At 59.4% G+C, this 18,335-nt stretch carries 20 protein-coding genes; 8 read left to right on the top strand and 12 right to left on the bottom strand.

All coding sequences use genetic code 11. The features are described from left to right. Positions 1-301 precede the first annotated feature (301 nt). The gene (gene leuC / locus BMY54_RS17600; protein WP_093435021.1) at positions 302-1,720 is read left to right on the top strand and encodes a 3-isopropylmalate dehydratase large subunit; all 1,419 of its coding nucleotides are present in this window, start codon (positions 302-304) and stop codon (positions 1,718-1,720) included. Next, on the top strand, positions 1,717-2,331 hold the full coding sequence (gene leuD, locus BMY54_RS17595; RefSeq protein WP_093435019.1) for a 3-isopropylmalate dehydratase small subunit: 615 nt from the start codon (positions 1,717-1,719) through the stop codon (positions 2,329-2,331). The genes leuC and leuD overlap by 4 nt, the downstream gene beginning before the upstream one ends. A gap of 125 nt (positions 2,332-2,456) precedes the next feature. Here the strand turns inward: leuD and BMY54_RS17590 are convergent, their stop codons facing one another. From BMY54_RS17590 to soxR, 4 genes are all read right to left on the bottom strand, one after another. Beyond that, a complete protein-coding gene (locus tag BMY54_RS17590; protein WP_093435531.1) occupies positions 2,457-3,371 on the bottom strand; it encodes a LysR substrate-binding domain-containing protein in 915 nt (304 codons plus the stop codon). A 61-nt stretch (positions 3,372-3,432) separates the two neighbouring features. After that, positions 3,433-4,308 (bottom strand): alpha/beta fold hydrolase, encoded by an 876-nt coding sequence (locus BMY54_RS17585; RefSeq protein WP_093435016.1) that lies wholly within the window; start codon positions 4,306-4,308, stop codon positions 3,433-3,435. Positions 4,309-4,557: 249 nt separating this feature from the next. After that, on the bottom strand, positions 4,558-5,016 hold the full coding sequence (locus BMY54_RS17580; RefSeq protein WP_093435014.1) for a VOC family protein: 459 nt from the start codon (positions 5,014-5,016) through the stop codon (positions 4,558-4,560). A 105-nt stretch (positions 5,017-5,121) separates the two neighbouring features. After that, a complete protein-coding gene (gene soxR, locus BMY54_RS17575) occupies positions 5,122-5,574 on the bottom strand; it encodes a redox-sensitive transcriptional activator SoxR (RefSeq protein WP_093435012.1) in 453 nt (150 codons plus the stop codon). A 93-nt stretch (positions 5,575-5,667) separates the two neighbouring features. Here soxR and BMY54_RS17570 point away from each other — a divergent pair, with 93 nt between their 5' ends. After that, on the top strand, positions 5,668-6,021 hold the full coding sequence (locus BMY54_RS17570; protein ID WP_093435009.1) for an antibiotic biosynthesis monooxygenase: 354 nt from the start codon (positions 5,668-5,670) through the stop codon (positions 6,019-6,021). On the opposite strand, the gene BMY54_RS17565 is transcribed toward BMY54_RS17570, so the two are convergent. From BMY54_RS17565 to msuE, 4 genes are read right to left on the bottom strand one after another with little or no spacing between them, the layout of a single operon-like run. Next, positions 6,018-7,121 carry a sigma-54 interaction domain-containing protein gene (locus tag BMY54_RS17565; RefSeq protein WP_093435006.1) on the bottom strand — a complete coding sequence of 368 codons (1,104 nt, stop codon included), beginning with the start codon at positions 7,119-7,121 and terminating at the stop codon, positions 6,018-6,020. The two genes, BMY54_RS17570 and BMY54_RS17565, sit on opposite strands and share 4 nt — an antisense overlap. A gap of 36 nt (positions 7,122-7,157) precedes the next feature. After that, on the bottom strand, positions 7,158-8,345 hold the full coding sequence (locus BMY54_RS17560; RefSeq protein WP_093435001.1) for an acyl-CoA dehydrogenase family protein: 1,188 nt from the start codon (positions 8,343-8,345) through the stop codon (positions 7,158-7,160). A gap of 55 nt (positions 8,346-8,400) precedes the next feature. Then, entirely contained in the window at positions 8,401-9,546 is a 1,146-nt protein-coding gene (gene ssuD, locus BMY54_RS17555; protein WP_093434998.1) for an FMNH2-dependent alkanesulfonate monooxygenase, read from the bottom strand. Positions 9,547-9,556: 10 nt separating this feature from the next. Continuing rightward, positions 9,557-10,120, bottom strand: coding sequence for an FMN reductase (gene msuE / locus BMY54_RS17550; RefSeq protein WP_093434995.1), 564 nt, complete (start codon positions 10,118-10,120; stop codon positions 9,557-9,559). A gap of 390 nt (positions 10,121-10,510) precedes the next feature. Here msuE and BMY54_RS17545 point away from each other — a divergent pair, with 390 nt between their 5' ends. The 4 genes from BMY54_RS17545 (at position 10,511) to BMY54_RS17530 (ending at position 14,721) form a co-directional block, all read left to right on the top strand. Continuing rightward, positions 10,511-10,768, top strand: coding sequence for a hypothetical protein (locus BMY54_RS17545; protein ID WP_093434993.1), 258 nt, complete (start codon positions 10,511-10,513; stop codon positions 10,766-10,768). Between the two features lie 101 nt (positions 10,769-10,869). Next, the gene (locus BMY54_RS17540; protein ID WP_034155169.1) at positions 10,870-11,484 is read left to right on the top strand and encodes a LysE family translocator; all 615 of its coding nucleotides are present in this window, start codon (positions 10,870-10,872) and stop codon (positions 11,482-11,484) included. A 205-nt stretch (positions 11,485-11,689) separates the two neighbouring features. Continuing rightward, positions 11,690-12,856, top strand: coding sequence for an aminotransferase class V-fold PLP-dependent enzyme (locus BMY54_RS17535; RefSeq protein ID WP_093434990.1), 1,167 nt, complete (start codon positions 11,690-11,692; stop codon positions 12,854-12,856). A gap of 56 nt (positions 12,857-12,912) precedes the next feature. Beyond that, positions 12,913-14,721 carry an aminopeptidase P family protein gene (locus BMY54_RS17530; protein ID WP_093434988.1) on the top strand — a complete coding sequence of 603 codons (1,809 nt, stop codon included), beginning with the start codon at positions 12,913-12,915 and terminating at the stop codon, positions 14,719-14,721. A gap of 43 nt (positions 14,722-14,764) precedes the next feature. Here the strand turns inward: BMY54_RS17530 and BMY54_RS17525 are convergent, their stop codons facing one another. Together BMY54_RS17525 and BMY54_RS17520 are read right to left on the bottom strand one after the other, a co-directional pair. Beyond that, positions 14,765-15,361 (bottom strand): 2-hydroxychromene-2-carboxylate isomerase, encoded by a 597-nt coding sequence (locus BMY54_RS17525; protein ID WP_093434986.1) that lies wholly within the window; start codon positions 15,359-15,361, stop codon positions 14,765-14,767. Between the two features lie 35 nt (positions 15,362-15,396). Next, the gene (locus tag BMY54_RS17520; protein WP_093434984.1) at positions 15,397-16,125 is read right to left on the bottom strand and encodes an SDR family oxidoreductase; all 729 of its coding nucleotides are present in this window, start codon (positions 16,123-16,125) and stop codon (positions 15,397-15,399) included. A 91-nt stretch (positions 16,126-16,216) separates the two neighbouring features. Between BMY54_RS17520 and BMY54_RS17515 the strand changes: the two genes are divergently transcribed. After that, a complete protein-coding gene (locus BMY54_RS17515; protein WP_093434982.1) occupies positions 16,217-16,780 on the top strand; it encodes a TetR/AcrR family transcriptional regulator in 564 nt (187 codons plus the stop codon). A 1-nt stretch (position 16,781) separates the two neighbouring features. On the opposite strand, the gene BMY54_RS17510 is transcribed toward BMY54_RS17515, so the two are convergent. Beyond that, positions 16,782-17,063, bottom strand: coding sequence for a hypothetical protein (locus BMY54_RS17510; protein WP_093434980.1), 282 nt, complete (start codon positions 17,061-17,063; stop codon positions 16,782-16,784). A gap of 168 nt (positions 17,064-17,231) precedes the next feature. After that, a complete protein-coding gene (rhtA, locus tag BMY54_RS17505) occupies positions 17,232-18,119 on the bottom strand; it encodes a threonine/homoserine exporter RhtA (RefSeq protein WP_093435527.1) in 888 nt (295 codons plus the stop codon). Positions 18,120-18,335: the final 216 nt, after the last annotated feature.

The raw sequence follows: 18,335 nt of genomic DNA, 5'->3' as shown, positions 1-18,335 counted from the left end.
ATCTCTATAGGACGAATGAGCGGGACAAATCCCGAAAGGTGATATGAAAGCAAATGTTTCCCAATTCCCCGATCACCAAAAATCACCTTGTGGGAGCGAGCTTGCTCGCGAAGGTGCCGGGTCAGTCACTTCATCCGTTGCCTGATCCACCGCTTTCGCGAGCAGGCTCGCTCCCACAGGGCTTTGCTGCGTACAGGGATCAAACACGATTCATGATCCACGCCATCACTGTCTGCCAATTGATGGCCGACCCGCGCTCCCTATGATGGGAATCACCTGATTTCCCTGAGTGAGCGCCTTGATGACCGCCAGAACCCTCTATGACAAACACATCGATTCGCACACGGTGTGCCGCCTCGACGATCAGGGTCATGTCCTGTTGTATATCGATCGTCAGGTGATCAACGAATACACCAGCCCGCAGGCTTTCAGCGGTTTGCGCGCGGCCGGGCGCGATGTCTGGCGGCCGGGCACGGCGCTGGCGGTGGTCGATCACGTCAACCCGACCACGCCTGTGCGCATCGCAGCAATGCCCGACGCCGGCGGCGCGCGCCAAGTGTCGTATCTGGCGGAGAACTGCCGGGACTTCGGCATCGAGTTGCTGGACATCCTCGACAAGCGTCAGGGCATCGAACACGTTATCGCTCCCGAGCAGGGCTTTATTCTGCCCGGTATGGTCATTGCCGCTGGCGACAGCCACACCACCACTTATGGCGCACTCGGTGCTTTCGGTTTCGGCATCGGCACCTCCGAGATCGAACACCTGCTGGCTTCGCAGACGCTGGTCTACAAACGACTGAAAAGCCTGCGCGTGACCGTCGACGGCGAGTTGGCGCCGGGTTTGACCTCGAAAGACGTGATCATGGCCCTGATCGGCCGCATCGGTGCTTCCGGAGCCAGCGGTTACGCGATCGAATTCTGCGGCTCGACCATAGATGCCCTCAGCGTTGAAGCGCGCATGACCATTTGCAACATGGCTGTCGAGGCGGGTGCGCGCGGCGCATTCATGGCCCCGGATGACAAAGTCTTCGCCTATCTCAAGGGCAAGCCGCGAACGCCGCAAGGAGAGCTATGGGAACAAGGCGTGAAGAAGTGGCGCGAACTGCGCAGTGATCCCGGTGCGCGGTTTGACCGCGAGATTCACCTCGACGCCAGCGTCCTGGAGCCGATGGTCACTTGGGGCACCAGCCCCGATCAGGCCGCTGCAATCGGTGCGCGGGTGCCGGATCCGCAAGCGATCAGCGATCCGATCCTGCGTCAGGACATGCGCCGCGCCCTCAGTTACATGGGCCTCGAAGCGGGCATGGCGCTCAGCGACATCGTGATCAGCCACGCCTTTATCGGCTCGTGCACCAACGCGCGGATAGAAGACCTGCGCGATGCCGCCAGCGTCGTAAACGGTCAACACGTGGCCGGGCATGTACGGGCAATGATTGTCCCCGGCTCCAGCGAAGTTCGCGCGCAGGCGGAGGCCGAAGGGTTGGCGCAGATCTTTATCGATGCCGGGTTCGAGTGGCGTCAGTCCGGCTGCTCGATGTGCCTGGCGATGAACGACGACGTACTTGCGCCCGGCGACCGTTGCGCGTCGAGTACCAACCGCAATTTCGAAGGCCGTCAGGGCGCCGGTGCGCGCACTCATTTGATGAGCCCGGCCATGGTCGCCGCTGCTGCGATCTGCGGTCGACTCACCGATATCCGCCAATTTGGAGAACGCCCATGAGCCTGCAACCCTTCACCCACGTCAGCGGTCGGGCCGCACCGTTACTGGCGGCCAACGTCGACACGGACGTGATCATGCCCAAGCAATTCCTCAAAGGCATTGATCGCCAAGGACTCGATCGCGGGCTGTTTTTCGATCTGCGGTTTCTGCGCGATGGCAGCCCCGATCCCGATTTTGTGTTGAACAAACCGACATGGCAGGGCGCGAGTTTTCTAGTAGTCGGAGCGAATTTTGGCTGCGGTTCCAGCCGTGAACATGCGGTTTGGGGCTTGCAGCAGATGGGCATCCGCGCGTTGATCGGCAGCAGTTTTGCCGGGATCTTCTACGACAATTGCCAGCGTAACGGGGTGTTGTTGATCACGCTGGAGGAGGCGCAGGTGCAACGCATCGGACAACTTGTCAGTGAACCTGAAACGGCGCGGATCGCTATTGATCTGGAGGCTCAGCAGATCAGTCTGGCGGATGGCACGGTGATCGAGTTCCAGATTGATACCCTGCGCAAAACCGCATTGCTGCTCGGCCTGGATGCCATCGGCAGCACCCTGCAACGGCGCGAACAGATCAAGATCTTCGAGCGCGAGCATTTGGCCAACAACCCTTGGCTGTCCTGACCCACCGCTGATCCCTTGTGGGAGCGAGCCTGCTCGCGATAGCGGTGTGTCAGATACAGCACTTTGACTGATTCACCGCTATCGCGAGCAGGCTCACTCCTACAGGGGGGGAGTGGTGTTTTGGGCTACAGCGACAATCCTTTGAAATGCGCCTGCAAAAACTCCACACACGCGCGCAGTTTCCCCGAGTGTGCCAGCCGCGTCGGGTACACCGCCCAGACATTGGCGCTCTGGCTGTAATCGTTCAGCACCTGCACCAAGCGTCCTTGCTCCAGTAGCGGCTTCACATCCCACAGCGAACGCAACAACACCCCGCGCCCATCCAGCGCCCATTGCAAAACGATTTCGCCGTTGTTTGACGATAACGGCCCGCTGACCCGCACGCTTTCTTGTCTGCCGTCGCGATCCAGATTCCAGATCCCAAAGGCGTTGTCGCGCTCCTTGATCACCAGGCAATCGTGCTGTTGCAGTTCGTCCAGCGTCTGCGGTGTGCCGCGACGTTGCAGATAACCGGGAGCGGCGCACAGTACCCGCCGGTTACTGACCAGGCGTCGACCGATGTGCTGGCCGGGCAGGTCATCGCCGACGCGGATTTCCAGATCGAAGCCTTCGTTGATGATGTCCACCACCCGGTCAAACAGGTCGAGGCGAATCTCCAGTTCTGGATAACGTTCGGCCAGCAACGACACCGCCGGGGCTACGTGATTGCGACCGAAACCGAAACTGCTGCAAATGTGCAAACGCCCACGCGGGCTGCCGTGGGCGTCGGACAGTTCATCATGCAACTGCTGGAAATCATCGAGAATGCGCAACGCCCAGCGCTGCACGCGCTCACCGTCCTCGGTCAGCGAGACGCGGCGACTGGTGCGGTGCAGCAGGCGCGTGCCGAGGGTGGTTTCAAGAATCTGGATGCGTTTGCTGACGTAGGCCGGTGACAGGCCTAGTTCATCTGCTGCAGCGGCAAAGCCGTTTTTGCGGATTACGGTGAGCAGTACGCGCAGGTCTTCGGGCAGGGGCACGGTGTCTTTCTTCTGGGACATGTCAAAAACGAACACTGGCGGCAGAAGCCGCCAGCATAGCACCGAGATCCAGTGTCTCCGCTCAGCGCAAAAAGGCCAATGCTTCGGCGAGCAACGGTTCGGGGATTTCTTCGGCAATGTAATGGCCAGCGGGCAAGGCCTGGCCGCTGACGTTGGTCGCCACTTGCTGCCACTCCTTGAGCGGATCGAAGCAGCGTCCGACCGTGCCTTCGGCGCCCCACAACACGCGCAGCGGTAGATTCAGCTGATGCCCGGCGGCGATGTCGGCGCGGTCGTGCTCAAGGTCGATGCCGGCGCTGGCGCGATAGTCTTCGCAGATGCCGCGAGCGCTGCCCGGTCGTTGCAGGCAGCGCAGGTATTCGCCAAAGGCTGCATCGGTAAACGGCTTGAACCCGGCGCTGCGGCTGCCCATCACGCTGCGCAGATAGCCTTCCGGATCCGCTTCGATCAGGGTTTCCGGCAGTGGTGCCGGGCGGATCAGGAAGAACCAGTGCCAATACGCGCGGGCAAAGGCTTCGTTGGTTTGCGTATACATCGACTGGGTCGGGGCGATGTCGAGCAGCATCATGCGCTGCACGGCGTTCGGGTGATCAAGCGCGAGACGATGGGCGACCCGCGCGCCACGGTCGTGAGCGAGAATCGAAAACTGCTCGAAGCCCAGCGCCTGCATCAACTCGACATTGTCGCGGGCCATTTCGCGTTTCGAGTAATGGGCGTGCAGCTCATCAGCGGCCGGGCGACTGCTGTCGCCGTAACCGCGCAGGTCGGCGGCGACCACGGTGAAGTGTTCGGCCAGTTGTTCGGCAATCTTGTGCCAGATCACATGGGTCTGCGGGTGCCCGTGCAACAGCAACAGGCCCGGGCCGCTGCCGCCGAGGCGGTAGGCAATGTCGACGCCGTTGACGTGACGCTGGTCTTTGCGGAATCCGGCAAACATCGGGCTGATCCTTTTTCAGGGTTCTGGTTGGCTGCATCCTGAAATCGTCCGGCATTCGCGGCAAGGGGCAAAGCGTGGTCGGCAGGTTCATGAAGTGTGTTGATGGGGTTATGTGTTTTCGGTGCCGGCCCCTTCGCGAGCAAGCTCGCTCCCACAGTAGTTTCCGGTGTGACGATTATCTATGCCACCCAACGAAACCCTGTGGGAGCGAGCTTGCTCGCGAAGAGGCCAGTCCAGACACTGAAATGTTCAACCCTGCTGAAACATCTCCATCGCCCGCTGCTTGATCTGTTCTTCAGTCAGATCTTCCTTGCGCGAGGCCAGAAACCACAGATGCCCATACGGATCCTTCAACGTGCCGCTGCGATCACCGTAAAACTGATCCTTGACCTCGGACACCGTCGTCGCCCCCGCGTCCAGCGCGCGCTGAAAGGACTTGTCGACATCGGTCACGTACAGATGCAAACCAACTGACACGCTTTTATCAGGATTGCTCAACGGCCCCTGATCGCACGGCGAGCCGAGCATGATCGCGCTGTCGCCGATGCGCAGTTCGGCGTGGCCGATGCCGCCGTCGGGCATGGCCAGGCGCATGACTTCGGTGGCGCCGAAGGCTTTTTTATAGAAATCGATGGCCTCGGCGGCTTTGTGGATGCCGAGATACGGAGTAATGCTGTGATACCCCTCGGGGATGGGTTTGACGCTCATGACGTTCTCCCTGAATTGTTGTTCTATGGGACAGGACTCCACCGGATTTGTGGAAGATTCACTATAGAACTGTCCTCGCCGTGCAGGTTTTTGCCCGACGAGCAGTCAATTCTTTGGAAAGTGCGGCCCCGGGCCTTGTTCGCCGAGTACATCGCCCTGATTGCGCAGCGGGCAAGCCTCCATCGACAAACACCCGCAACCGATGCAGCCATTGAGCCGGTCACGCAGTAGCGTCAGTTGTGCGATCCGTTCATCCAGCTCTCGGCGCCATTGCTCCGAGAGGATTTTCCAGTCGGCCGCGCTGGGCGCACGATCATCCGGAAGGATTTTCAGCGCCTCGCCAATCTCCGCCAATGGAATCCCCAGCCGCTGCGCGACTTTGATCAACGCCACCCGGCGCAGCACTTCGCGCGGATAACGGCGCTGATTGCCGGCATTGCGCTGGCTCTTGATCAAGCCTTTGGACTCATAAAAGTGCAGGGCGGTGACGGCGACACCGCTGCGCGCCGCGACTTCGCCGACTGTTAACTGTTTGTGCACATTTTCTTTGCTGATCATCTGCAGACAGCTCTTGACCTTGACTTAACTAGAGGTTTTACCCTGCAGGTCTTCGAGTCGCAAGGCTCGTCTTACGCTGAGTGGGGGCATTCCATGAACAACCGCAGTTTTACCCAATTGATCGAATTTGAAATCGAACCACGCCAACAACCTGCGCTGGTGACTGCACTATCGAGGCAAACCGAGCGTCTGGCTCAGCGCTACGACGGTTTTGTCAGCGCCAGTGTGCAGGCCAGCGATGACGGCCGGCGCGTGCTGAGTTTTCTCCAATGGCAGACCCGCGAAGCAGGGGAGGCGGCGTTTCGCAGCTTTGAAAGCGGCGAGCAGGACTTCTGGCAACTGATTCACACCCATCAGGCGAAAACCATCACCTTCAATTCGTTTCAGGTGTTGAGCAGCATCGCCCGTAGTCCCGACGATGCGCTGCACTGCCATCTGGTTGGCTAGATCGACAACTGGATCAAGCGCTCGCCTTGCAGATTTTCCGTGAGTCGCCGCTTGTTCACCGCCAGTTCGCCGATCTTGATCAGCCGCGTGCGGGTGACGTTGCGGCTCAGACCGAGCAGTGCTGCGGTGTGCACCTGGTTGTAATGGCAAAAGCGATACGCTGCGCGCAGCAAGGCGTCCTCGACTTTCTCGTGCAAAGCACCGGCCTGTTGCGCGAACAGTTTTTGAAAGGCCTGTTCCAGCAACGCTTCCGGTGAATCATCGGCGCTGCTGTGATGATCGTCCGGGCGCTCGATACGCAGGTTCGACAGGCGCAGATCATCGCGTTCGATCACGCCGTTGCGGCAGATCAGCAGGGTATGATGGATGACGTTTTCCAGCTCGCGAATATTGCCCGGCCAACTGTAGCCACGCAGTTTGTGCTCGGCACCGGGGCTGATGCTGACCCGGCCATAACCGAGGCGCTGGCTGTAGGCCTCGATAAAATGGCGCGTGAGCGGGAGGATATCGCCGGGACGCTCACGCAACGGGCTCAATTCCAGATTGACCACGTTGAGGCGGTAATACAGATCCTCGCGGAAGTTTCCGGCATTGATGGCCTTCTCCAGCTGCACGTTGGTCGCTGCCAGCACCCGCACATCGATGGGAATGCTTTTGCGCGAGCCCAGCCGCACCACTTCGCGCTCCTGCAACACCCGCAGCAACTTCACCTGAATCGCCATCGGCAGATCGCCGATCTCATCGAGAAACAACGTGCCGCCATCCGCTTCCTCGAACCACCCGGCCTTGGCACTCAGCGCACCGGTGAACGCGCCTTTTTCATGACCGAATAATTCCGCTTCCACCAGCGACTCGGAAAACGCCCCGCAATTGACCGCGATAAACGGCCGATGACGGCGGTTGCTGAGGTTATGAATATGCCGCGCTACCAGCTCTTTGCCGGTGCCGGTCTCACCGATGATCAGCACACTGGCTTCGCTCGGCGCGACCTGTTGCAAATGCGCGAGCAGGGCCTGGGATTTCGGGTCTTCGAACACCTGCGCGGTGGCGCGGATCGACGTGGCGAGCGCGGGGGAGGGCGGTAGGGTCAGCAGTTGCATGGGCTCGTCCTTCTTTTTAGTTCAAATGCAGGCAAGTCAGGAATAGAAAGTCGGCACCGGCAGCGACTGGTTCAGCGCCCAGTCGCCCAGCTCATGGAGTTTGTAGTCCAGCGGGTCGTGCAGGGTTTGCGTGCGCAGGTTGCGCCAGTGGCGATCGAGGCGCAGGGAAGCGTGGGTGGAACGCGCGCCGGTCACTTCGAACAGACGGCTGCAAATCTCCAGGCCCTGACGGCTGGCGGCAACTTTCGCGGTGGCAATCGCTGTCGCGACTTGGCCGCGCTCCTCGGCACTGAGATTCGCACCCTTGGCCCAGGCTTCATCGAGCAGTGCGGCCGCGCGTTCGACCAGCAGACGAATGCCTTCCAGCGCCACCCAGAACTCGCCGTAATGCGCGAGCACGTACGGATCTTCGCGCACATCGCGCGCCGAGGATTTGTGCCAGAGCCGGGTTTCGCTGAGGGTGTATTGCCGCGCTTCTTCAAAGGCGCCTTCGGCAATCCCGAGAAACATATGCGTGAACGTCAGCTGCGCGATCAATGGCCGCAGGCAGGCGAACGGCGTGCTCAGTGGGCCGGGATCGAGGAGCAATTCCGACTCTTCGACGCGCACCCGTTCAAAGGTCGCGCTACCGCTATCGGTCTGGCGCTGGCCGATGTTGTTCCAGTCGTTGTGCAGGGTGATACCACTGCGGCCGCTGGGAATCGCTGCGATCAGTAATTTGCCGCCAGCGCTCTCATCGACGGCCGAGGCGATCAGCATTTGTGAGTCGCTGGCGCCGGAACAGAAGCTTTTCTTCCCGGAAAACTCGCGCCAGCCGCCGAGATCCTTGACCACGGTGCGAGTGTCGAGCGGGTTGAGCGCATTGCCCCAGAACCAGTTCTGCCGCGCGGTCTGTTCGAACCACGGCTGCCATTGTTCCGGCCGGGAAAACAGGCGCACGGTGGCGAGCATCAAATGATGAAAACCGAAAACGTGGGCGATCGAGCTGTCGACCTTGGCGAATTCGCGAACGACCTGCAGGGTTTCACTCCAGCTCGCGCCGAGGCCGCCGTAGCGGGTGGGAATGCTCAGGGCCAGCAGGCCGCTGTTGCGCAGGGCATCGCGCTCGACTTTTGGCGTGCCACCACGTTCGTCACGTTCGACGGCGGTCAGGGCAAACTCGGCAGCCAGTTGGCGGGCGGTCTGCAATGGGGATAACAAAGTACTTTGCGGTTTGGCGGTCACACCAACACTCCTGAATTCACTCAGCCTGCGGCAGCTCCTACACAAGAGATCCGGTTTACGCCGAGGCTTTTGTGGGCAGCACATCATTGGCAATCATTTCGCCAAACGGCCCGGTCAGATTGGTCACGCCACGCCCGGCCAGACTGGCGTAAGGCTCGGGCAGCAGCGGGAACACCAGCTCGGCAAAGCGGTAAGCTTCTTCCAGATGCGGATAACCGGAGAAGATGAAACTCTCGATGCCCAGATCCGCGTATTCCTTGATCCGCGCCGCCACTTGCTGCGGATCGCCGACCAGCGCCGTACCGGCACCGCCACGCACCAGACCGACACCAGCCCACAGATTCGGAGCGATCTCGAGGTTATCGCGACGACCATCGTGCAAAGCCGCCATGCGCCGTTGACCTTCCGAGTCGAAGCGCGAGAAGGATTTCTGCGCGGCCTCAATAGTCTCGTCGCTGATGTGTTCGATCAGTTTGTCCGCCGCTTTCCACGCATCTTCGGCGGTCTCGCGCACGATCACGTGTAAGCGGATGCCGAACTTCACCTTGCGCCCATGCCGCGCCGCTCGTTCGCGCACGTCGGCGAGTTTTTCTGCAACCGCGGCGGGTGGTTCGCCCCAGGTCAGATAGACATCGACCTGCTCGGCAGCCAGATCATGCGCGGCATCGGAGGAGCCGCCGAAGTACAGCGGCGGATAGGGTTTCTGCACGGGCGGATAGAGGGCTTTGGCGTTCTGCACCTTCAGGTGTTTGCCGTCGAAATCCACCGCCTCGCCCTGCAACACGCGGCGCCAGATTTTCAGGAATTCATCGGTGACTTCATAGCGCTCGGCGTGACTGAGAAAACTGCCGTCGCCACGGTTCTCGTCCGGATCGCCACCGGTCACGACGTTGATCAGCAAACGGCCGTTGGATAACCGGTCAAGCGTCGCAGCCATGCGCGCCGACACCGTCGGCGAGATGATTCCCGGACGGATCGCTACCAGATAACGCAGACGTTCGGTCAACGGCACCAGCGCCGAGGCGATCACCCAGGAGTCTTCGCAGGAGCGTCCGGTGGGGATCAGCACGCCGTGGTAGCCGAGGCTGTCAGCCGCCTGCGCCACTTGTTTCAGATAGTTGAGGGTGACCGGGCGCGCACCTTGGGTAGTGCCCAGATAGTGGCCATCACCGTGGGTCGGCAGGAACCAGAAAACATCCATGAACGGCTCCTCAGGCGATTTTCAGCAAAGGTTTGATTTGGGTGGCGAACAGCGGCGCTGCGCGTTCGGCCGCGAGGCGGATGCGCGCCTTCAACAGTTCGCTGGTGATCTGGTAATCGGCGAAGTCGGCTTCGGTGGCGTACACGCCGATTGGCAAAGTCATGGCCTGAAAGAAGCTGAACAGCGGCCGCAACTGGTGATCGAGCACCAGCGCATGGCGTTCGCTGCCGCCGGTAGCGGCGAGCAGCACTGGGGTGTCGATCAAGGCGTTGAGGTCGATCAGGTCGAACAAGTGCTTGAGCAGGCCCGGGTAGGAACCGCGATAAACCGGCGCGGCAACGATCAGCAGATCGGCCTGTTCAATGGCTTGCAACTCGGCTTCAACCTCTGCACTGAGTTCCTGACGCGACAGCGCGCCGCCGAGCGGGCGAGCGATATCACCGAGTTCGATCAAATGGCTTTCAATGGACAAGTGCTCGGCCAGTTCGGCGATCAAAGCTTGGGTCAGTACCAGGGTGCGGGACGGACGCCAGGTGCCGCCGGAGAGGGCGACGACTTTCAGGGGACGCGACATGATCAGTTCCTTTTTTCAACAGTTGCTCAGCGAGCAGTGAGTGAGTCACCGGGTCAGAGCAAGCGCTGTACCAATTCCTGGAAGCCCCGGTTTACAAGGCGTTGAGCTTTAGCGCGGCGGTCGCCCCTGTGAGTAGCAGGGCGCTTTGTTGAATCAGTGTTGGCTGGGCAACAGTTGCTGGAGCAACAGTGCTCAGCCCATGCAGGGAGTTATAAAGGCAGTTTGTTATTCCGTAAAAGAACGTTAATTGATATTTATAGATCGTTAAGAGATATGTGCCAGCACGTGTCGATTTCCTGATAGCCACTATTGAGAGCGTTGATTTCTGCGCAAGCGTGCCCGGGCGTAGCCTTTGTCCATCGACTCCCCATTGCTCGCCAGGACGCTCCCATGAATCGTTTACTGACTGTCTCCCTGTTGCTCGCTGTCTCCGTACTCGCCGGTTGTGCTGGACATGTATCACCGGAACTGCGCCCTTACACCGATGAAGAATCCCGCGAATTGGCGATGGAAGCACTGAATCGCAGCGGCTTGTCCTTCGACGAATACCACGCGAAAAAAGCCCAACTGCTCGGTCAGTCGCAGTTCGACAAGAAAGCTGAAATGAGTGCCGAACGTGCCGTACAGCTGCACGGTCGTCCTAGCTGAAAACAAACTGTACTGCTGGAAGTTTTCCCCAACTGTCCGTGGGCTTGCCGGGCGGTGTGGGATAGGGTCTACACCTGAATGACCCTGATGGATTGCCTGCCATGAACCTCTCGCTTGACCTGCTGTTGGGCTTTGCCCTGTTTGCCCTTGTCACCTCGATTACGCCGGGGCCGAACAACACCATGTTGCTGGCATCGGGAGTTAATTTCGGCTTCAACCGCACCATCCCGCACATGCTCGGGATCACTTGCGGCTTCTTCGTTCTGGTCGTGGCCGTGGGCTTTGGTCTCGGTGCGGTGTTTCAGACGTACCCGATTCTCTACACGGTTCTGCGCTATGTCGGCGCGGCCTATCTGCTGTATCTGGCGTGGAAAATCGCTCACTCGGGACCGGTCGGTGACAGTGCCGAAGGCGAGGCCAAGCCGATCAGCTACCTCGGCGCCGCTGCCTTTCAGTGGGTCAATCCCAAGGCGTGGATCATGGCCATCGGGGCCATCAGCACCTACACGCCGATGCAGGGCTACTTCACCAATGTCGTGGTGATTGCTGCAGTGTTCGCCATCATTAACCTGCCCAGCGTCGGCGTCTGGGCGGCCTGCGGTACGTTGTTGCGCAATGTGCTGAAGGATCCGCGCTGGTTGCGCGTGTTCAACTGGGGCATGGCGGCATTGCTGGTGATTTCGTTGTACCCGTTACTTCTCGAAAGCTTTAGCTGACGCATTGCTTCAACCGCAGGCCGGATGCCTGTTAAGCTCGACTTCAGGAGCGTTCCTACGCACTTTTAAATGAAGTTGTTCTTCTTTAACGGCATCCGATCAGGTATTGATGACGCTCTCGAACCGACGCGCAGCTCACAAGGCTGCGCCGTGCCGTTTGCAGACACGAGCCTCCTGATCCCGGAACACGCTCTGCGAGTCATTTATGAACACACGTCCGTTGTATTTCGATTACGCCGCCACCACCCCGGTTGACGAGCGGGTCATCCAGGTGATGATCGAGTGTCTGGGGTTTCACGGTAACTTTGGCAACCCGGCTTCCAGCTCCCACGCGTTCGGCCAGCAAGCCCGACACACGGTCGAGCAGGCCCGCCGACAGGTCGCCGAACTGGTCGGCGCCAAGGCTGAGCAGATCGTCTGGACCTCCGGTGCCACCGAGTCCAATAACCTTGCCCTCAAAGGCGTGGCGCAGGCCCGCGGTGTCTCCGGCGGCCACATCATTACCAGTCAGATCGAACACAAAGCCATTCTCGATACCGCCCGCCAATTGCAGGACGCCGGCGTCGCCGTAACCTATCTGGTGCCGGATGTCGATGGCCTGATCACCCCGCAAGCGGTCAGTGAAGCCATGCGCGACGACACCTTTCTGGTGTCGCTGATGCTGGTCAACAACGAGTTGGGTACCGTCAATGATGTTCAAGCGATTGGCGAAGTGGTGCGTAGTCGCGAGGCGTTGTTCCATGTCGATGCGGCGCAGGGCGCCGGCAAAGTGGCAATCGATCTAGGGCAATGGCCGGTGGATCTGATGTCCTTCTCCGCACACAAACTCTACGGCCCCAAAGGCATTGGCGCGTTGTATGTCGGCCCACGGGCGCAGCAGCGGTTACAGGCGCAGATTCACGGCGGCGGACATGAAGGTGGCTTGCGCTCCGGGACGTTGGCGACGCACCAGATTGCCGGCATGGGCGCAGCGTTCGCGCTGGCCGCAGAGACGTTCGATGATGAGAAAAAAACGATCGTCGCGTTGCGTGAACGCTTGCTCGAACAACTGCTCAGCCTTCCGGGCGTACGCCTCAATGGTTGCGCCACTCAACGCATTCCGCACACCTTGAGCCTGACCTTCAGCGAAGGTGAATTCAACAGCGCGGCGTTGAGCCATTCGATTGCCTTTTCCGCGACCTCGGCCTGCAACTCGGCCAGTAACACGCCATCCCACGTGTTGTTGGCGCTGGGGCATGACGCGCACCTGGCCGGTCGCACCATTCGACTGAGCCTCGGCCGCTTCACCACCGCCGAAGATATCGACAAGGCTTGTGCATTGATCAAGACCGCCTGCGCCAGTGCTCCGGCATTCTGGGCGACCGGGCTTTAAACGAGCCGACCTCTCGGCTACGAACAATAACGATGAAGTGATTAGCAGGAGACATGATGAGTACCCAGACCTCGACCGAAGGATCGGTGCCCCAGCGCCTGGCGCAGACCCGTGAACTGATGCGCCGTGAAGGCATTCATGCGCTGTTGGTGCCGTCCGCCGACCCGCACTTGTCGGAATACCTGCCGGGTTACTGGCAGGGCCGGCAGTGGTTGTCGGGCTTCCATGGTTCGGTCGGGACGTTGATCGTCACCGCTGATTTCGCCGGTGTCTGGGCCGACAGCCGTTATTGGGAGCAAGCGACCAAGGAGCTCAAGGGCAGCGGCATCGAACTGGTCAAACTGCAACCGGGTCAACCGAGTCCGCTGGACTGGCTGGCCGAGCAAACACCGGAAGGTGGTGTGGTCGCGGTTGACGGTGCGGTGATGGCCGTGGCATCGGCGCGTACCCTGAGCAGCAAGCTGGAAGCACGCGGTGCGCGCCTGCGTACCGATATCGATCTGCTGCAGGAAGTCTGGAGCGATCGTCCGGGCCTGCCGAATGCACCGATCTATCAGCATCTGCCACCGCAGGCGACGGTCAGCCGTGGCGAGAAACTCGCCAAACTGCGCGAAACTTTGCGGGAGCGCGGGGCCGACTGGCATTTCATCGCCACCCTCGACGACATTGCCTGGCTGTTCAACCTGCGCGGCGGCGATGTGTCGTTCAACCCGGTGTTTGTTTCGTTTGCCTTGATCAATCAGCAGCAGGCGACGTTGTTCGTGGCGCTGAGCAAAGTTGATGGCGAATTGCGCGCAGTGCTGGAACAGGATGGCGTAACGCTGCGTGATTACAGCGAAGTCGCTGATGCCCTGCGTGCCGTTCCGAGTGGCGCGAGCTTGCTGGTCGATCCGGCACGAGTGACCAGCGGTTTACTGGATAATCTCGACAGCGCAGTGAAACTGGTCGAAGGCTTGAACCCGACCACGCTGGCCAAATCGCAGAAAAGTGAAGCCGATGCTCAACACATCCGCCAAGCGATGGAGCAGGACGGTGCGGCGCTGTGCGAATTCTTTGCCTGGCTGGAATCTGCGTGGGGCCGCGAACGCATTACCGAACTGACCATCGATGAGAAGCTCACAGCTGCTCGCGAGCGTCGTCCGGATTATGTCTCGCTGAGCTTCAACACGATTGCCGCGTTCAACGCCAATGGCGCCATGCCGCATTACCATGCGACCGAAGAAGAACACGCGGTGATCGAGGGTGACGGCTTGCTGCTGATCGACTCGGGTGGACAGTACCTGGGCGGCACCACGGACATCACGCGGATGGTGCCGGTCGGTACGCCGAGCGAAGAGCAGAAGCGTGATTGCACGCGCGTGCTCAAGGGCGTGATCGCGCTGTCGCGCGCGCAGTTCCCGAAAGGCATTCTCTCGCCGCTGCTGGACGCCATCGCCCGTGCGCCGATCTGGGCCGACAGCGTGGATTACGGCCACGGCACCGGTCACGGCGTTGGCTATTTCCTCAATGTCCATGAAGGCCCGCAGGTGATTGCCTATCAGGCCGCGCCGGCACCGCAGACGGCCATGCAGCCGGGGATGATCACGTCGATCGAGCCGGGTACATATCGTCCGGGCCGTTGGGGTGTGCGTATCGAGAACCTGGCGATGAACCGCGAGGCGGGTAGCAGCGAATTCGGTGAATTCCTCAAGTTTGAAACCTTGACGCTGTGCCCGATCGATACCCGATGCCTGCTGCCGGCGCTGCTGACTGAGGAAGAGAAACAATGGTTCAACACCTACCACACAGAAGTGCGTGAGCGCTTGAGTCCGTTGCTTGAGGGTGCTGCGCTGGAATGGTTGAACACCCGTACTGCCGCCATCTGACTGGTTGCAATTCAGGCGCTGTTACCAGCGCCTGAATGATCGCCTAGCCCTGGCGCAGGGCTTCTTCAACGAAGTCGAGCCGATCCTGGCCGAAGAACAGCTGATTACCGATGAACATGCTCGGTGCGCCGAACACGCCGCGTTTAACCGCCGTTTCGGTGTTCTCCTTAAGCGCTGCTTTGACAGATTCATCGTTGCTCAGCGCCAGAACTTCCTGCGGGTCGAAACCGTGTTCGCTCAGTACAGCGGCGACAGTCGCGGGCTCGTCGAGGCTGCGTCCTTCAACCCACAGCGCCGTGAACAGACAATCGATAAACGCCTCAAAGCGTTCTGGCTGACGCAACTGGATACCCGTGACCGCACGCATCAGCATCAGTGTGTTGATCGGGAAATGCGGATTGAATCTCAGCGGCACCCCGTAGCGTTTCGCGTAGCGATCCAGATCCTGAAACATATACCGACCCTTCGCCGGAATCATTGCCGGTGACGCGTTGCCGGTTGCCTTGAATACGCCACCGAGCAGCATCGGGATGTAAATCAGTTCACTGTTCGTCTCGGCACAAATCTTCGGCAATTGGGTGTAGGCCAGATAGGTGGCAGGGCTGCCAAGGTCGAAATAGAACTCCACGGTTTTAGTCATTTTCGCGTCTCTGTCGTTATTGTTATGGCGTTGGCTTACCAGCGTTCATTCCAGGGGCGCAGATCCAGCTCGAACGACCAGGCATCCCGCGGCTGACTGTGTAGATACCAGTAGTTCTCGGCGATGTGCTCGGGATTGAGGATGCCATCCTGATCTTTGGTCGCGTACTTTTCCGGAAAACCGTTGCGAATGAAATCGGTGTCGATCGCTCCATCGACCACCACATGGGCGACGTGGATGTTCATCGGCCCAAGTTCCCGCGCCATGCTTTGCGCCAGTGCGCGGATACCGTGCTTGGCACCGGCGAAGGCGGCGAATCCGGAAGCACCGCGAAGTCCGGCGGTAGCACCGGTGAAGAGAATCGTGCCGCGATTGCGCGTGACCATGCGTTTGGCCACTTCACGGGCATTGAGGAAGCCTGAGAAACAGGCCATTTCCCAGATCTTGAAATACTTGCGTGCGGTTTCTTCAAGAATGCTGCACGGCACATTGGCGCCGATATTGAACACAAAAGCTTCGATCGGACCGAGGCGAGTCTCGATGTCTTCAATCAGAGCGATTACGTCTTCTTCCTTGCGCGCATCGCAGGCAAAACCGTGGGCTTCACCGCCTTCAGCCTTGATCGCGTCCACCAGCGGCTGCAATTTGTCGGCGCTGCGTCGGGTGACGCAGGCGATGAATCCTTCTTTGGCAAAACGCTTGGCAATCGCCCCTCCCGTGGCATCGCCAGCGCCAACCACTAATACGACCTTCTTGTTATTCATGGGTAGATGCCTTTATTAAACGATCGTTAAGTGAACGAACGTTATGCTAGGATCCAGACCACGTCAAGGCAGTCGATTCGAGGGCAAACACATGCGTTACTCCGCCAGTCACAAGTTGGAAACCCGGGAAAAGCTATTGCAGAGCAGCTCGCTGTCAGCAAAGCGTTCGGGGTTTTCCACGGTAGGCGTCGATGGCTTGATGAAGGCTATCGGATTGAGTGGCGCGGCGTTCTACAGTCACTTTTCGTCGAAGGATGCGTTGTTCACTGCCATCGTCGAGCGCGAGTTGGGTCAAAGCCTTGAACGATTGGGCGGAGAGGGCACGCGGGATCGTGAGCGACTGGAGCGCTGTCTCAAGCACTACCTGAGCATGGCTCACGTAGAGCAACCTGAGGCCGGTTGCGCGTTGCCGGCGTTGGGCGCAGAAATTGCTCGATCGGATGTTCGGGTGCGCGAGCAGGCCGAGCTGTGGATTTGCCGGCTTCAGGAGCGTTGGGCACAGATACTTGAGAGCGAGACCCTGGCGTGGTCGGTGCTGTCGCAATGCGTTGGGGCATTGGTGGTGGCGCGCATGTTGGCCACGCCGGACGTTCAGCAAGCGGTGCTGAAGTCCAGCCATGAAGAAATTGGCCGGCAGATTGCCGCGCAGCGCTGATCTATTTACAGATGACAATCATGCTGCGACTGGTGTAGCCCGCAGGATTGAGACCGAACGGGTAATCGCCGGGCTCTTCGACGGTGTCACCGGATTTGGCGATGACCTTATAGCCTTTCGGCAAGCAAGCATTGGCGGCGCTGGCGTAGCATTTGTCCCAGGAGGACGATAGCCCTGAGCAGTTGATGTGCAGCCCTTTTTTTCCGCGTTTTACCTTGGTTTCCGAAGTCGCCGCACAACCCGCAATAGCCAGTATGGCGATCAGTATCAAAATTCGTTTCATTACCGTCCTTATAGCGGCCACGAGTCTAATGCCCGGGTTTGCCTGTGTTCGCCTGCGCTCTAAGCGTTTTGAAATCCCTGTCCGAAAAAATCCATGTCTGGCATTGGGTTACAGGTCTAAACATGGCCTAAATACGCACCAATTGCCAGACCTTCGTCAAAACCTCTTTCAATCAGCCGCTATTGCAGGCTTCGCGGCGCTACCCATGGTCATGGTTGCGCCGACAGACGCCAGAATAATGCACAGGATCGCCATCCATTGTGACAGTGTGAGGAATTCGTGCAGAAACAGCAGGCCCGATAAGGCTCCGAAAGCCGGTTCGATACTCATCAGTGTGCCGAATGTCCGTGCCGGCATGCGGGTAAGGGCGACCATCTCCAGTGTGTAGGGCAGGGCGGTGGATAGAATGGCGACGCCAATGGCAATGGGAATCAGGGAGGGGGTCAAAAGCGCTGAACCAGCATGCACGATGCCAATAGGGGCCACGAACAATGCCGCGATCATTACGCCTAATGCTGCGGTCGTCACACCGTTATCGGCACCTGCCTTCTGGCCGAACAGGATATAGAGCGCCCAACAGATACCGGCTCCCAGTGCATACCCAGCACCGACCAGATCGATTCCGGCGCTGGTGGCACCTGTTGGAATCAGCAACGTCAATCCTGCGGCGGCGAGAGCGATCCAGAGAAAGTCGATAGCACGACGGGAGGCATAGATGGCTACGGCCAGCGGCCCGGTGAACTCGAGGGCAACGGCAATCCCCAGCGGTACAGTGCGCAATGACATATAGAAGAGGAAATTCATTCCGCCTAGAGCCATGCCGTAAACGATGACCGTGCGTAGCGACTTGGCGGTCAGCCTGGCTCGCCAGGGACGCAGTATCAACAGCATGATGACACTGGCAAAGATCAGCCGCAGCGTAGTGGTTCCCTGAGCGCCAACGATGGGGAACATGCTTTTGGCAAGTGAGGCGCCGGACTGGATTGATGCCATGGCTATTAATAGCAGGCCAACCGGGAACAGCATTGAGGCAAGAGAGCGTGGCTGGTCATTCATTGCGCGGCATCGTCCAAGGTAAAAAAGCAGGGTTTTATTTTGATAGTGGGCAATATACTGCGCATTCGTTGCCATCACGTCTATATAAAGGCCGTCTTTTCCGCCTATCGATAGAAAAGTGAAATTAACGGTTGACGGCAGATTCAGGATGTCTATAATTCGCCCCACTTCCGGCGCAGTCGAAACGGAAAACTCCTTGAGATTCAATGAGTTATG

It is taken from the genome of Pseudomonas sp. ok266, assembly GCF_900110195.1.
Lineage (GTDB): Bacteria > Pseudomonadota > Gammaproteobacteria > Pseudomonadales > Pseudomonadaceae > Aquipseudomonas > Aquipseudomonas neuropathica.
The sequence above is the reverse complement of the archived record's forward strand: the minus strand, read 5'-3'. Positions and strand labels throughout refer to the sequence as shown.